The organism is Oerskovia sp. USHLN155, from assembly GCF_037145535.1.
Lineage (GTDB): Bacteria > Actinomycetota > Actinomycetes > Actinomycetales > Cellulomonadaceae > Oerskovia > Oerskovia rustica.
Map to the genome: position 1 here is coordinate 98,763 of NZ_JBBCXG010000003.1, position 14,151 is coordinate 112,913.

General features: G+C 72.4%; 12 protein-coding genes. 4 read left to right on the forward strand and 8 right to left on the reverse strand.

Annotated elements, in window-relative coordinates; all coding sequences use genetic code 11:
- Positions 1–18: 18 nt before the first annotated feature.
- From WFH32_RS05315 to WFH32_RS05325, 3 genes are all read right to left on the reverse strand, one after another.
- Positions 19–855, reverse strand: coding sequence for an ABC transporter ATP-binding protein (locus tag WFH32_RS05315; RefSeq protein ID WP_191794190.1), 837 nt, complete (start codon positions 853–855; stop codon positions 19–21).
- A 291-nt stretch (positions 856–1,146) separates the two neighbouring features.
- Complete coding sequence (locus WFH32_RS05320) at positions 1,147–1,869, reverse strand: response regulator (protein WP_138823351.1); 723 nt, start codon at positions 1,867–1,869, stop codon at positions 1,147–1,149.
- A complete protein-coding gene (locus tag WFH32_RS05325) occupies positions 1,866–3,413 on the reverse strand; it encodes a sensor histidine kinase (RefSeq protein ID WP_336706410.1) in 1,548 nt (515 codons plus the stop codon). The genes WFH32_RS05320 and WFH32_RS05325 overlap by 4 nt, the downstream gene beginning before the upstream one ends.
- Positions 3,414–3,744: 331 nt before the next feature.
- Here WFH32_RS05325 and WFH32_RS05330 point away from each other — a divergent pair, with 331 nt between their 5' ends.
- Both WFH32_RS05330 and WFH32_RS05335 read left to right on the forward strand, forming a co-directional pair.
- Entirely contained in the window at positions 3,745–4,428 is a 684-nt protein-coding gene (locus WFH32_RS05330) for a response regulator transcription factor (RefSeq protein ID WP_030150069.1), read from the forward strand.
- Between the two features lie 32 nt (positions 4,429–4,460).
- Positions 4,461–5,813 carry an ATP-binding protein gene (locus WFH32_RS05335; RefSeq protein ID WP_191794189.1) on the forward strand — a complete coding sequence of 451 codons (1,353 nt, stop codon included), beginning with the start codon at positions 4,461–4,463 and terminating at the stop codon, positions 5,811–5,813.
- Here WFH32_RS05335 and WFH32_RS05340 read toward each other — a convergent pair.
- Positions 5,810–6,439, reverse strand: coding sequence for a GtrA family protein (locus WFH32_RS05340; protein ID WP_191794188.1), 630 nt, complete (start codon positions 6,437–6,439; stop codon positions 5,810–5,812). The genes WFH32_RS05335 and WFH32_RS05340 overlap by 4 nt on opposite strands.
- Positions 6,440–6,540: 101 nt before the next feature.
- Between WFH32_RS05340 and WFH32_RS05345 the strand changes: the two genes are divergently transcribed.
- The gene (locus WFH32_RS05345) at positions 6,541–7,791 is read left to right on the forward strand and encodes a 5-(carboxyamino)imidazole ribonucleotide synthase (protein WP_191794187.1); all 1,251 of its coding nucleotides are present in this window, start codon (positions 6,541–6,543) and stop codon (positions 7,789–7,791) included.
- 3 nt (positions 7,792–7,794) lie between these two features.
- Entirely contained in the window at positions 7,795–8,352 is a 558-nt protein-coding gene (purE, locus tag WFH32_RS05350) for a 5-(carboxyamino)imidazole ribonucleotide mutase (RefSeq protein ID WP_191794186.1), read from the forward strand.
- Between the two features lie 85 nt (positions 8,353–8,437).
- On the opposite strand, the gene WFH32_RS05355 is transcribed toward purE, so the two are convergent.
- From WFH32_RS05355 to WFH32_RS05370, 4 genes are all read right to left on the reverse strand, one after another.
- Positions 8,438–9,358: an LCP family protein gene (locus WFH32_RS05355; RefSeq protein ID WP_225227501.1), complete on the reverse strand. Its 921-nt coding sequence runs from the start codon at positions 9,356–9,358 to the stop codon at positions 8,438–8,440.
- 1,080 nt (positions 9,359–10,438) lie between these two features.
- Positions 10,439–12,832 (reverse strand): LGFP repeat-containing protein, encoded by a 2,394-nt coding sequence (locus WFH32_RS05360; RefSeq protein ID WP_191794184.1) that lies wholly within the window; start codon positions 12,830–12,832, stop codon positions 10,439–10,441.
- Positions 12,829–13,392: a hypothetical protein gene (locus WFH32_RS05365; protein ID WP_336706411.1), complete on the reverse strand. Its 564-nt coding sequence runs from the start codon at positions 13,390–13,392 to the stop codon at positions 12,829–12,831. The genes WFH32_RS05360 and WFH32_RS05365 overlap by 4 nt, the downstream gene beginning before the upstream one ends.
- A 190-nt stretch (positions 13,393–13,582) precedes the next feature.
- Positions 13,583–13,933, reverse strand: a complete 351-nt coding sequence (locus WFH32_RS05370; protein ID WP_191794182.1) for a GtrA family protein — start codon at positions 13,931–13,933, stop codon at positions 13,583–13,585.
- Positions 13,934–14,151 lie beyond the last annotated feature (218 nt).

The following is a 14,151-nucleotide window of genomic DNA, read 5'->3' on the forward strand; positions in this document are numbered from 1 at the left end:
CCAGGGTGAGCCGGACCATCAGGCGCGCACCGCCGTCGTGGTGCCGGTGAGGCCGTCCGCGGGGTCGCTCTCGAGGGTGCGCAGCGCGTCGAGCCCGGCGAGGACGGACTCGGGGGTCGGGTCGTCGATGTCTCCCGCGATGCGGCCGTCGGCGATGAGGATGACGCGGTCGGCGTAGGCGGCGGCCGTGGGGTCGTGCGTGACCATGATGATGGTGCGGCCGAGCTCGCGGACCGAGCGGCGCAGGAAGCTCAGGACCTCGGCGCCCGAGCGCGAGTCGAGGTTGCCCGTGGGCTCGTCCGCGAAGACGACCTCGGGCTTGGCGATGAGCGCGCGGGCGATGGCCACTCGCTGCTGCTGGCCGCCCGAGAGCTCGCTGGGGCGGTGCGTGAGGCGTGCGCCCAGGCCCAGGGTCTGGACGAGCGTCGCGAGCCACTCCTTGGTCTCGGCGTCGACCTTGCGGCCCGCCAGCTCGATCGGGAGCGTGATGTTCTGCTCGGCCGTGAACATGGGCAGCAGGTTGAACGACTGGAAGACGAAGCCGACGCGGTCGCGGCGGAGCCTGGTCAGCTCGTTGTCGCCCAGCGCGGTGATCTCGGTGTCGCCGATGAACCCCTGGCCGCTCGAGGCGGTGTCGAGCCCGGCGAGCAGGTGCATGAGCGTGGACTTGCCCGACCCCGAGGGGCCCATGATCGCGGTGAACGCGCCCTTCTCGAAGTCCACGTCGACGCCGTCGAGCGCGCGCACGGTCGCCTCGCCCTTGCCGTACAGCTTGGTCAGGGACCGGGCGCGCACGGCGGGCGTGCCCGGTGAGGCGGCGGTGCCGGGGATGGGCTGGTACACGGTGGTGTCCACGTCTGCTCCAGGGAGGTCGTCGTCGGTAGGTCTGGTCCCGCGGCGGGGCGCGTGGTGCGTCCGGCGTCGGGGCCGAGGGGGTGCGGGGGAGGGCGGAGGCCCTCGTTCCCACCTGATGACGACACTAGGAGCGGGGACGTGCCCGCCGCGTCCGGCGAGGGGCTGGTCCTGGTCGTGGGGGGAGTCATCCCGTGGTCGTACGTGCCTGGTCGGGCGGGTACGCCGCGCGTCGAGCAGGGACGTGTCGGGAGCCCGTCCGGCGCGTGGTGGTGCGCCAGGTGCCCGACGGCGTCACGCCCCCGGGCGCACCAGTCCCGTCTCGTAGGCGGTCACCACGGCCTGCACGCGGTCGCGCGCCTCGAGCTTGGCGAGGATGCGCCCGACGTGCGTCTTGACCGTGGCCTCGGCGACGAACAGGTCGCCCGCGATCTCGGTGTTCGACCGGCCTCTCGCCATGAGCACGAGCACCTCGCGCTCACGCTCGGTGAGCGAGGAGACCTGCTGCTGGGCGCCCGTGTCGACGAGCTGCTCGGCGGGCAGCGCGACGACGAGGTGCTCCAGGAGCCGGCGGGTCGAGGACGGGGCGATCACGGCGTCGCCCGAGTGCACGGTACGGATCGCCGCGAGCATCTCCTCCGGGGGCGCGTCCTTGAGGAGGAAGCCGCTCGCTCCCGACCGGATTGCCTCGAGGACGTACTCGTCGAGGTCGAACGTCGTGAGCACGATGACACGGGGCACGTGCTGCCCGTCCGCGGCCGCGGCCGTGAGCTGTGCCGTCGCGGCCAGCCCGTCGAGGTGCGGCATGCGCACGTCCATGAGCACGACGTCGACGGGGTGGTCCGCGAGCAGCCGCAGCGCCTGGAGCCCGTCGCCGGCCTCGACCGTGACCTGCAGGTCGGGCTGCGAGTCGATCACCATCCGGAAGCCGGCCCGCACGAGCTGCTGGTCGTCGACGAGCGCGACCCGGATCGGGGCGCGCTCGGGCAGGTCGGGCGTGAAGAAGGTGGAGGTCATGGATCCTGACGATCGTCGGGTGCGGGTGCGGGTGCGGGTGCGGGTGCGGGTGCGGGTGCGCTGCGTGGTCCCATCCTGCCCGACGGCGGGGCCGGCGGCGGGAGGACCGGGCCGGGACCCGCCGTCGGGCCGGGCGGTGAGGAGGGCGGCCCGGGGACCGGCGGGACCGGGGGCGCGGCGCCGTCGAGCCGGGGGATGGGCATGGTGAACCGGACGCGGAAGCCGCCCCCGGGGCGTGGACCCGTCGTGACGGAGCCGCCGAAGATCACGGCGCGCTCGCGCATGCCGAGCAGGCCGTAGCCGGGGGCTTGCGAACCGTCCGCGGACGCCCCCCGCCCGTCGTCGTCGACCGCCAGCTGGAGCGTGTCGACGCCCCAGGTCACGACCACCGTGACCGTCGGGTCCGGGCCCGCGTGCTTGAGGATGTTCGTCAGCGCCTCCTGGCAGACCCGGTACACCGTCAGGCCCGCTCCCGGGGGCAGGGCGCGCGGCGTGCCCATGCGGACCAGCGAGACGCGCATGCCGCTGTCTCGCACCTGCGCCACGAGGGTCTCGAGGTCGGCCGAGTCGGGCTGTGGGTTGAGCTCCACGCGACGCGTCGCGCCCGTGACGGGCAGGGGCCCCGTGGCGGGAGAGCCCGCGGAGGACGCGGACGGCCCGGAAGGGCCCGCGGGGAGCCCATGCGGGAGCGGCCGGGGCCTGTTGTTGAGGCCGGGGGCGTGCGTGAGCTGCGCGGGTCCGGCTGACGTCACGGCGTCACGGTCGTCGGTGCGCAGGACCCCGAGGAGCCGGCGCATGTCGGCCAGCGCGGCGCGCCCCGTCTCCGAGACCGTCGTCAGTGCGCGCGTGGCCGCGGCCGGGTCGGCCGCCCCCGCGTACCGGCCCCCGTCGGCCTGGGCGATGATGACCGACAGCGAGTGGGCGACGATGTCGTGCATCTCGCGGGCGATGCGGGAGCGCTCGGCAGCCGTCGCGATCTGCGCCTGCTGGTCGCGCTCGATCTCGAGGCGCTCGGCGCGGTCGACCAGCGCGTTGATGGTCTCGCGCCGCGACCGGCGCACGAGCCCGAACGCCCAGACCGCGAGGAACATCATGGTCGTGAACATCGTGGTGATCACGAGAACCGTGGCCGCCTCGCCCGGGCCGCTCGCCTGCATGGCGAGCGACAGCCCGAGCACGAGGGAGCCGGCGGCCGAGGAGATCATCGCGGTGCGGTGCGCCCAGCGGGGGCCGTAGACGGTGACCGAGAAGAGAGAGATCAGCAGGAGGACGTCGGCCGGGAGGAGGGGGATCCCAGCCAGCAGGTGGAGCAGCGCGACCGCGTAGACCGTGATCGCCGACGCCACGGGACGGACCCGGCGCCACGGCAGCGGGGCGATCATCCCGATCGTGAACAGCGTCGAGAGCGTCGAACCGCCCGTGGCGGACGTCCCGAGCGCCCAGGCCGCGGGCACGAAGGCGAGCGCGACGACGAGCGTCGTGGTCATGTCGACCCCGAACCGGTGCCGCTCCCACCACTTGCCCATGTTCTCGTACCAACCCATGCCTGCCAGCCTAGGTGCGGCCCGTCGTCGGAGGAGTCCACCCGTGGACGGACCAGGGGCGCGCCCCGGCGCGACCAGGGCATGATCCGGGCACGAGAGCGTGGGTCGGCCGCGCCGACGCGACCGGTCGGGCAGCGGTCACGACAGGTCGTGGGAGCGGCCTCCCATGACGTCCCGACGGCGTGCGCATGGCGGGCGCTACCGGGTGCAACCGGGCAGACCAGGGCAGAGCAGAACACCCCTGCCGCCGGTGTCCATCAGGTGTGTCATGGGTGTCCCACAACGCCTGCCGGATAACGCCAAAGTTCTGCGAATGCCCTAGCATGATCGAATGACCCACGTACTGCTAGCGGAGGACGACCCGGCGATTGCCGAACCTTTGGCGCGTGCGCTGACGCGTGAGGGTTACAACGTGGTCGTGCAAGGAACTGGTCAAGGAGCGATCGACGCCGCGAACGGTGTCGACATCGTCGTGCTCGACCTGGGCCTCCCGGACATGGACGGCCTCGACGTCGCACGTGAGATCCGCAACAAGGGCCTGACCACACCGGTCCTGGTCCTGACGGCCCGCGCCGACGAGGTCGACCTCGTCGTCGGTCTCGACGCCGGCGCGGACGACTACGTGACCAAGCCCTTCCGCCTGGCCGAGCTCCTCGCCCGCGTGCGGGCGCTCCTTCGGCGCACCCACGGTGACACCACCGACGAGGAGGAGCTGGTCGCGCAGGACGTCCGTATCGACGTCGCCGCCCACCGTGCCTTCCAGGGCGACCGGGAGCTGCACCTCACGACCAAGGAGTTCGAGCTCCTGCGCGTGCTCATCGCGAGCGCGGGCTCCGTCGTCGTGCGCGACACCCTCATGCGGGACGTGTGGGGCTCGGAGCCCGTGGGCTCCACCAAGACGCTGGACATGCACGTGTCCTGGCTGCGTCGCAAGCTCGGCGACGACGCCAACTCGCCGCGCTACGTCTCGACGGTCCGAGGGCTCGGCTTCCGTTTCGAGACCGGCGAGGGCTGATCAGCCGACAGGGCTGAGCGAAGGAGTAGGGCGTGCGTCGACGCGTGCTGCAGGCGACGGTCGCGGCCGTCGCCGTCGCCGTCCTGCTCCTGGGGTTCCCCCTGGCCTTCCTGGGAGCACAGTTCGTGCTCGCCAGCGAGAAGGCCCAGCTCCAGGGGCGGGTGGACACGCTCGCCCGGAACATCGACGCCCGGCTCTCGCAGAACGAGCCGATCCCGCAGTCGGTCCTGGACAACGCCTCCGAGGGGCGCCCGGGAGAGCTGCCCGCCTACGTCTTCGTGAACCTGCCCGACGGCGAGCAGATGACCGCCGGCGAGGTCATCTCGGGACGTGTCAACGAGGCCGCGGACCGGACCGACCAGAACGCGACGGTGGCCCTGACCACGTCATTCGCCGACAGCTACTGGAACGCCGCGAAGATCGTCCTGCTGGTCGTGGCGGCCTCCGTGGTCGCCTTCGCCGCAGGTATCGCCATGGCCGTGTGGCAGGCCAACCGGCTGTCGGCGCCGCTCGTGTACCTCGCGGCCTCGGCCGAGCAGCTCGGGTCCGGCCAGGTTCGGCCCCGCCTCGAGCTCTCCGGGGTCGAGGAGATCGACCTCGTGGCCGCCGAGCTCGCACGCAGCTCGGACCGCCTCGCCGGGCGCCTGGCCGCCGAACGTCAGTTCGCCTCCGACGCCTCGCACCAGCTCCGGACCCCGTTGACCGCGCTGAGCATGCGCCTCGAGGAGATCTCGATGGCCTCGGACGACCCGGCGATCCAGGAGGAGGCGCGCATCTCGCTCGAGCAGGTGGAGCGACTCGTCACCGTCGTCGACGACCTGCTGACCCAGTCCCGTCGCGCGCAGGGCGGCACGACCGAGGCCGTGCGCCTCATCGAGGTCGTGCGTCAGCAGGAGGAGGAGTGGGTCCCCACGTTCGCCAAGGCGGGGCGCCGGCTCGTGGTCGACGTGCCGGAGGGCTACCAGGTCCTGGCGACGCCCGGTGCGCTCGCCCAGGTGCTCGCCACGCTCATCGAGAACTCGCTCAAGCACGGGGCGGGCACCACGACCGTGCGCGCTCGTCCCAGCGGGACCAGCGGCGCGGTGGCGATCGAGGTCGGGGACGAGGGGGACGGGGTCTCGGACGAGATGGCCTCGCGCGTCTTCGAACGTGGTGCGACCTCGGGCGCCGGGACGGGGCTCGGTCTCGCGCTCGCCCGCGACCTGGCGGCGGCCGACGGTGGGCGGCTCGAGCTGGCCCAGCGTCGCCCGCCGATCTTCGCGCTCTTCCTCGCGGGCGTCCCCCGCACCCTCGACCCGCGGCTCGTGCTCCCGACCGGGACCACGATCTCGGCGTCCGGCGTCCGTAGACGGCGCAGGAGGCGCGGACAGGGCGACGAGGGCTAGTCCTTGTCGGCCGGGTTGCCGGCGAGATCGTCGGCGAGGCTCGGCCCGGTGTCGACCGGGCCGTTCTCGTCGGCCGTGCTCGCCACCTGCCCGCGACCCGCCGGTGACGAGCCCGTGAACACGACGCGTCGATAGGCGACGTAGCGGAACACGTTCGCCAGCGCGAGGCCGACACCGTTCGCCGCGACGTTCTCCGCGAGCGGCGACGTCAGACCCAGGATGCTCGTCGTGAACGCGAGCACACCGAGCGAGATGGCCATGCCCGCGGCGTTGACCAGCAGGAAGGTGAGCAGCTCGCGGCCGTGTCGGCTCGTGCGGCGGTCGGAGAAGGTCCAGTAGCGGCTGCCGAGCCACGACACGACCGTCGCGACGCTCACGGCGATCGCCTTGGCCTCGAGCGGGCTCGCGCTCAGCGCGTCCCAGGGGCCGAAGCGCAGGAGGTTGAACAGGCCGAGGTCCACGAAGAACGCGACGGTCCCCACGAAGCTGAACCGGCCCAGCTCGGCCAGGCGCGCGACGACGCGCGTCCGGCGCGGGGCGGCGCCGGACGTCGGGCGCGCTGCGGTCCCGGCGGGGACTGGCGCCCGGACGGGGACGAGCGAGAGCTCGTCGACCTGGCTGGACATGGTCGGCAGGGTACGCCGTGGACCTGGGAAAGATTGCCAGGAGCAACCGCCGGGTGGGACGGGTCGGCCGAGGGGCGGTCGAGCGACTACCCTCGGTACACGTGTCAGCACCAGTGATCGCCGTTGTCGGAGGCGGGCAGCTCGCCCGCATGATGGCCCCTGCGGCCGGTGAGCTCGGGGTGCACCTGCGGGTGCTCGTCGAGGCTCCCGGGACGTCGGCGGCCCAGGTGGTGACCGACGCCCCGGTGGGAGCGGCCACCGACGAGGGTGCGATCCGCGACCTCATCGCACCGGCGGACGGCAGGGCCCCGGCCGACGTCCTCACGTTCGAGCACGAGCACGTCCCCAACGACCTGCTCGCCGACCTCATCGAGCACGGCACCCCCGTGCGGCCCGCACCGCACGCCCTGGTCCAGGCGCAGGACAAGATCGTGATGCGACGACGACTCACCGAGCTCGGCGCCCCGTGCCCGCGCTGGGTCCCGCTGCCGGTCGACCCCGAGCAGGGGCACGCGACGCTCGCCGGGTTCCTCGCCGAGGTCGGCGGCCAGGCCGTCGTCAAGACGTCGCGCGGCGGCTACGACGGCAAGGGCGTGCGGGTCGTGTCCTCGGCGGACGAGGCCGCAGACTGGCTCGCCGCCGCGGCAGCGGGTGGCCCGCAGCTCCTCGTCGAGGAGAAGGTCCCGTTCACGCGCGAGCTCGCGGTCCTGGTCGCGCGGCGACCGAGCGGCGAGGTCCGCACGTGGCCCGTGGTCGAGTCGATCCAGCGCGACGGCGTGTGCTCCGAGGTCATCGCCCCGGCCCCCGACCTGACCGCCGACGAGGCCGAGGAGGCGCGTCAGGTGGCCGTCGCGATCGCCGAGGGGCTCGACGTGACGGGCGTGCTCGCGGTCGAGATGTTCGAGGTGGCTGAGGGCCCTGACGGCGCCGTCGGCTCGGCCGACGGCCGCCCCGCCCGCCGTGTCCTGGTCAACGAGCTCGCGATGCGCCCGCACAACTCCGGCCACTGGACCATCGACGGCTCGGTCACGAGCCAGTTCGAGCAGCACCTGCGCGCCGTCCTCGACCTGCCGCTCGGCGACACCTCGACCACGGCGCCGTGGACCGTCATGGCCAACGTGCTCGGGTCGAGCCTCCCGGCGCTCACCGACGCCCTGCCCGACGTCCTGGGTGCGTTCCCCGACGCGCGCGTCAACCTGTACGGCAAGGAGGTGCGCCCGGGCCGCAAGCTCGCCCACGTGAACGTGAGCGGCCAGGACCTGGGCGAGGTCCGCCGTCGGGCACTGGGGGCCGCCGCGCTGCTGCGCGGCGAACCCCTCCCCGAGAACCGCACCGACGAGAAGAAGGCCTGAGACATGACGGAGAGCACCCCAGTGACCAGCACCCCCGTGGTCGGGATCGTGATGGGATCCGACTCCGACTGGCCCGTGATGCAGGAGGCCGCGAACGCGCTGCGCGAGTTCGGCGTGGCCATCGAGGTCGACGTCGTCTCGGCCCACCGCATGCCCACCGAGATGATCGACTACGGCCGCGAGGCCGCCGGCCGCGGGATCCGCGTCATCATCGCGGGTGCCGGGGGAGCGGCCCACCTGCCGGGCATGCTCGCGGCCGTCACGCCGCTGCCGGTCATCGGCGTGCCCGTGCCGCTGCGCTACCTCGACGGCATGGACTCGCTCCTGTCGATCGTGCAGATGCCTGCGGGCGTCCCCGTCGCGACCGTCTCGATCGGGGGTGCGCGCAACGCGGGCCTGCTGGCCGCGCGCATCCTCGCCTCGGGCGTGGACGACGCCGCCGCCCGCCTGCGCGAGCAGATGGTCGCGTTCCAGGAGGGGCTGAGCGAGCAGGCCCACGCCAAGGGGGCCGCGCTGCGCGCCTCGGTCGCGGGCGAGCGCCGGACGGGCTTCGGGGCGTAGCTCCCCGGCACAGCGAGAAGGGCCCACGCCGGGCAGCGGCGTGGGCCCTTCTCGCTGCCGCCAGGGCGACGACGGCTCGGGACGACTAGGACTGGGGAAGGCCGCCCACGATGCCCGCGGGCAGCTTGCCGTCGCGGATGCCGGTCCAGAAGGCCGGGCTCAGGTCGGGGTCGAGCTGCACGGTCGACCCGACGCCGCCGGGACGGTAGTCCGGGTTGGAGATGGGCGGGGTGCCCGTGATGCCGTCGGGGCCGTTGGCCGCGCGGAACGCCAGGGCGAGCCTCCCGAGATCGAGCACGCCGGTCTTCTCGTCGACCTCGAGCGCACCGATACCGGCGCCGAGCAGCGAGACCTGGTCCCCGGGCCTCACGAGCAGGCTCGCGTCCACGGCCTTCTGGCTCACCGCGGCGATGACCTGCCGCTGCCGCTCACCTCGGCCGATGTCGCCCTTCGGGTCCGAGTAGCGCATGCGGGCGAAGGCCAGGGCCGTCGTGCCGTCGACCTCGTGGCATCCGGCGGCCCAGTAGAGCGCGCTGTTGGGGTCGTTGACGTCGTAGTCGAGGCACAGCTCGACGCCGCCGACGGCGTTGACGACGTTCGTCACCCCGCCCAGACCGATCTCGACGAAGTGGTCCACCGTCAACCCGGTCAGACCCTCGACCGTCTGGACGAGGAGCGGGGCGCCGCCCCACGAGTACGCGGCGTTGAGCTTGGCGGGGCCCTTGCCGGGAACCTCGACGAACGTGTCCCGCGGAAGGCTGATGAGGGCCGCCGGGCCGCTCGTCGGCTCGTGCAGGATCATGATGGTGTCCGTGCGGGCTCCTTCCGTACCGTCCTCTGCGATGCCGTCGCCACCACGCGCGTCGGAACCTGCGAGGAGGTACGTGGTGCCCGGGGTCCCTGCCGCGCCCGAGAGCGCGTCGACGTGCTGGATCTTGCCGTTGGCCCACACGAGCAGCCCGACGGGCCAGGCGACGAGCAGCACCAGCGCGAGGACACCCACCATCGCGACGACACGTCGTCTGCGTCGGCGCCCGCGGGGGGCACCGACAGCGGACGGCGGTCGGTTCGACGGCGGACGGGCGCCCGTGGACGACCCGGGGTGCGCCGAGGGGCCCGCACCTCGTGCCGTCGTTCCTGCTCCGCCCTGACGTGCCGCAGCAGGGCGCGAGGGCGACGTACCCGAGCGAGGTGCGGCGGTCCCGTTCCTCTGCTGCCCGGGCGCACCGGTCGCTGGACGCGCAGGAGACCCCTGCGGTCGAGCCGGCCTCCCTCGTGCCGGGGGGAAGGACGACGGTGCGGAGCTCTCGGCCGCCGTCTGCGACCGGGAGCCCGCGGCGCGGGCACGGCCGTTCTCCGTGGCGCCGACGGGCCGGGCCGGAGGGGCCGGCGGCGGAGTTCCCGGGCGGGACGGGGGAGCAGCGGCGGTCCGCGACGACTGGCGCTTGATCCGAGGCTCGGCCGAGAGCGGGACATCGGGGGAGATCGGCTCGACAGGGCGGTTCGAGGGAGGTCCCGAGCCGTCGGAACCGACCGCGATGGCGTCGCTCGCGCTGGGAGGGCGTCCCGCACGACCCGTCTGCGGGGTGAAGCTGGGAGGCCTGGTCCGTCCCGAGGGGGACTCGTCGTGAGACATGGGCTCAACCACCCACGTGTGCGACGGCGTCGGGCAGCGGAGGCCGACGGACCCGGAGGGCGTCCGGACGCGAGACGGACATGGGGACGATGATGCCATCGACCGGTCGCGACCTGGGGTAGGCGCGGCCGAGGCGGGAGTCCACGGCGGCAGCGTGCGCCCGAGCGACCACGTGCCGCTGACGCGACGGCGCGACGAGCGGGACCGTGCACGCGGAGGTCCTTGCTGTCGTGCCGGACGAGAGACAGCTACGAGAGGTCACGGGTCAAGAGCATAGGACGTACCCCGGGCCGCACCGGGACGCCCGAGAGGTCGCAGCGTGGAGGTCTCGTAGAGACACCCGCCGCGCAGGTCGCCGAGGCGTTCCCGGGACATGGACGGGCCCCGCACCGCTGGTGTGCGGTGCGGGGCCCGACCGACCCGTGCCGAGGCTCGGGGCCTCGCCGGAACCTACCCCGGCGTGACCGTGACGGCCCCGGCCGACGACACCGTGATGGTCCCGTTCTGGAACCGCTGGGACGTCCCGGAGGCCGAGACCACCGCCGCGGCGACAGGGAACCCGAGGCGACCAGCAGGACCGCCGTTCGCGACGAACGCCGCCTGGACGACCGTGGGGACGGTCTGGATCCCCGTCGTTCCCGCGATGTAGATCGTCCCGGTCTGGAAGGACTGGACGATCGCACCCGCCTCGACGCGCGGGCTGCTCGTCGGGAACCCGAGAGTGCCCGCAGGGCCTCCGCGGTCCCGATAGACGTCACCCATCCAACCCGACGAGTAGTTGAACCCCGTCGAGCCGGAGATGTACATCGTGCCCTTCGTGTACGGCTGGACGATCCCGCCCGCGACGCCGCGCTCAGGACCCGCGGGCCACCCGAGGGTCCCGGTCGGACCGCCGAGGGACCGGAAGTACATCTCGGCCAGGCCTCCGGTCGGGTTGCTCTGGATGCCGCCCGAGCCGGAGACGTACACCGTGGCGCTCGTGAACGCCTGGACGATCCCGCCTCCTACGAAGCTCGTGTTGCTGGTGGGGAGGCCCAGCGACCCCTTGTAGCCACCACGTGAGGCGTAGACGTCGGCCATCATCCCCCGCGCGACGTACCCGCTCGACCTCCCGTCGGTGTAGAGCACCCCGGACTGGAAGGGCTGGTAGGTGACGGGGTTCGCGGTCGTCGCAGGGCCCGTCGGGAAGCCGAGGGGGCCCGCCGGTCCCTTGGTCGACGCGTACACGGTCTGGATCGCCGTGGGGACCGTCTGGATGCCCGTCGAACCGGCGATGTAGACCGTCCCGCGCTCGAACGTCTGGACGATGCCACCAGCCTCGACCCGTTGGCCCCCGACAGGCAGACCCAACGGGTTCTTGGTCCCGCCGTTGGCCCGGTAGAGGTCGTACATCCACCCGGACACCGGGTGGTAGCCGCCGCCGTAGCCGTAGATCGCACCGTGCTGGAACAGGTGGACCTCGACCCCGTCCGAGGTCGTCCGACCCGTGGGGAAGCCGAGCGGCCCGGCGGGCCCGCCAGCGGCGACGTAGGCGGTCTGCACGGCGGGCGGGAGGGTGTGCACGCCTGCGGAGCCGGAGATCCAGACCGTCCCCCCCTGGAACGACTGCGTCAGCCCACCGGCGACGACGGAGCCCGGGGTCGTCGGGAAGCCCAGAGCACCGGCCGGTCCGCCGTTCGACGTGTAGACGTCGAGCATCCACCCTGAGACGAACGTGAACCCCGTCGCTCCGGAGATGAACATCGTCCCGTTCTGGAACGGCTGCGAGAGCCCGCCGGCGGGACCGGAGTGGGAGCCGGTGGGGAACCCCAGCACGCCGGCCGGCCCGCCCAGGGTGTTGTAGTAGAGGTCGAGCAGCCCCGCGGGCACCATCTGGACCCCGAACAACCCGGACATGTACACCGAGCCGCCCTGGAAGCCCTGCCTGACCCCGCCCGCGACCACCGAGGCCGCCGTCGTCGGGTCTCCGGCCGCGGCCCTGTTGCTCGCCACCTGGTACCAGTTCCAGATGTAGGGGGAGATGACGAACCCGGAGGAGCCGAACCAGTCGCCGAAGTACAGGAAGAAGTTGCGGTTCCCGTAGCTCGAGCACGAGTTCCCCGTGCCGTACCCTGCGGCGAGAGCCGCCGCGTTCGGCACGTAGGGGGTGTAGTTGTAGAGCGCCGCGGTGGCCTGGTTCTGGATGTGGACCTGGGTCGTCCCGCACGCGGTGTTCGGGTGGTACAGGATCGTGTTCGTCCGGCCCGCGACGTAGGAGTAGCTGGTGGGCCGGGCCTTGTAGAGCTGGAACTGACGAGCTGCGCGCTGCATCTGGATGAAGAAGCCCGAGTAGCTCGGGTCGCACCAGCCCCCTGCGTTGTCCGGGCACCCGTAGCCGAGAGCACGGCGGAACGTCGCCGCCGGCTTCCCGGCGGTCGACGTGACGAGCCCCTGCTCCTTCTGAAGGGTGACCAGGAGAACCTGCGGGTTGATCTTGCAGGCGACCGACACCTTGGCGATGATCTGCGCCGCGGTCTCCGACGGCGCTCCCTGGTAGGCCGCGCAGTAGCTGTCACCAGGGATCGTGTTGGTCGACTCGCGATAGCTCTTGAGACAGGTGTTGCCCGCCGCAGGTGTGCACCGGGCCCCCTTCGTCTCGATGAACGACTGGATCTGACTCGTGCTCATCGCGCCCGAGTCGTAGAACACGGCGTCGGAGATGATGAAGCCCGGGTTGAAGTCGGAGCCCGAGACGGCGGAGGCCGGGGCCGTGGAGAACAGCGCACCGGTGAGCACCAGCGCGAGCGACGTGAGAGCGGCCAGGAGGGAGCGTGCGCGCCCTGAGCGCGGACCCGGGCCGGTCATGACACGGTCACCACGACGGGAGCAGAGGCTCCCCACGCCGTCGTCGACTCGTAGGAGAGGACCGCGGTCCAGTCACCGGGGGAGACCTCGGCGGAGCTCACGATCAGCTCGCCGCAGGACATCGTCGTCGGCCCCTCGAGGGCCTCGGACGTGACGCTCCGGACGACCCCGGACAGGGACAGCTCGAGCGTGCAGGTCGCCTCCGTGTCGACGGTGTCGGCGAACCCCCGCACGACCACTCCCGCGGCAGGGTCCCAGGTCGAGTTGGAGATCATGACGTCGATGCTCCCCACCGTCGGCTTGGCCGGGCCCGGGGACGACGAGGGAGCCGGAGCGGAGGTGGACGGGGTGGACGGGGTGGACGGGGCGGACGGGGCGGGCGAGGACGGACCGGGGTCCGGAGAGACCGCGTCGTCCGTGGTCGTGGGGCTCGGTTCGACCGCGGTCGGGGAGGAGGTGCCGGCCCCCTCCGGGCTCTGTCCGCCGGTCGAGCACCCGCTCGCGACGCCTGCCAGCACGAGGACGAGTGCCGTGGTCGAGATCACTGCCTTGATGGTCATGGGCGCGCCTCCTGGGTCCGGTGGGCGGCTCGCGACGATCGAGGAGCCCGGTCCGTCCGGACGTGCACCGGCGTCGATGGATCGTCCGGTCGGGCTAGACGAAGGCGGGAGCGGCGTTCCTTGGCAGGATAGGTCGCCGACCACGGGACGGCGCGTCGAGGGCAGGTCGTCACCCCGGCGCGCGGGTCGGTCAGACGAAGATCCAGAACCTGTAGAGCAGGTAGTTCCAGCACGTGCTCGCCGCGACGATGACCGTCTTGCCGGCCACGACCGGCATGCCGAGCATGGCCGTCAGGTGGAGGAACGCGAGGGTGACCAGGTAGTTGAACCCCAGCAGGATCCCGTAGCGGGTGGTCTGTCGCAGAAGGTTGCCACCTTCGCGCGCCATGACCGTGCGGTTCAGCGTGAAATTGACCAGGACCCCGGTCCAGTACCCGATCGTCGCTCCCAACCAGACGTCCCAGCCCAGGACGCCGGTGCAGAACCAGAGAAGGCCAGCATCGATGACAAAACATAGGCCCCCTATGCTGATGTACTTCACCAGAGGGTGTCTCGCGAGGCGCCGAGGCATGGAATCAGCCTTCGAGGCCTCCTGCCGGGGGGCGGAGACGTCGTCGCTCGGCTGTACCTCGGTCATCGCTTCGTGCCACCTTTCGCCGTGCGCCCCTGCGCCGGGCCTCGCCTGGCCACCCGGGAGGCGGACCAGCCCCAGACTATAGTGGCCGCCATGAAGTTCCCCCTCCTCGGCGAAGCGTCGCA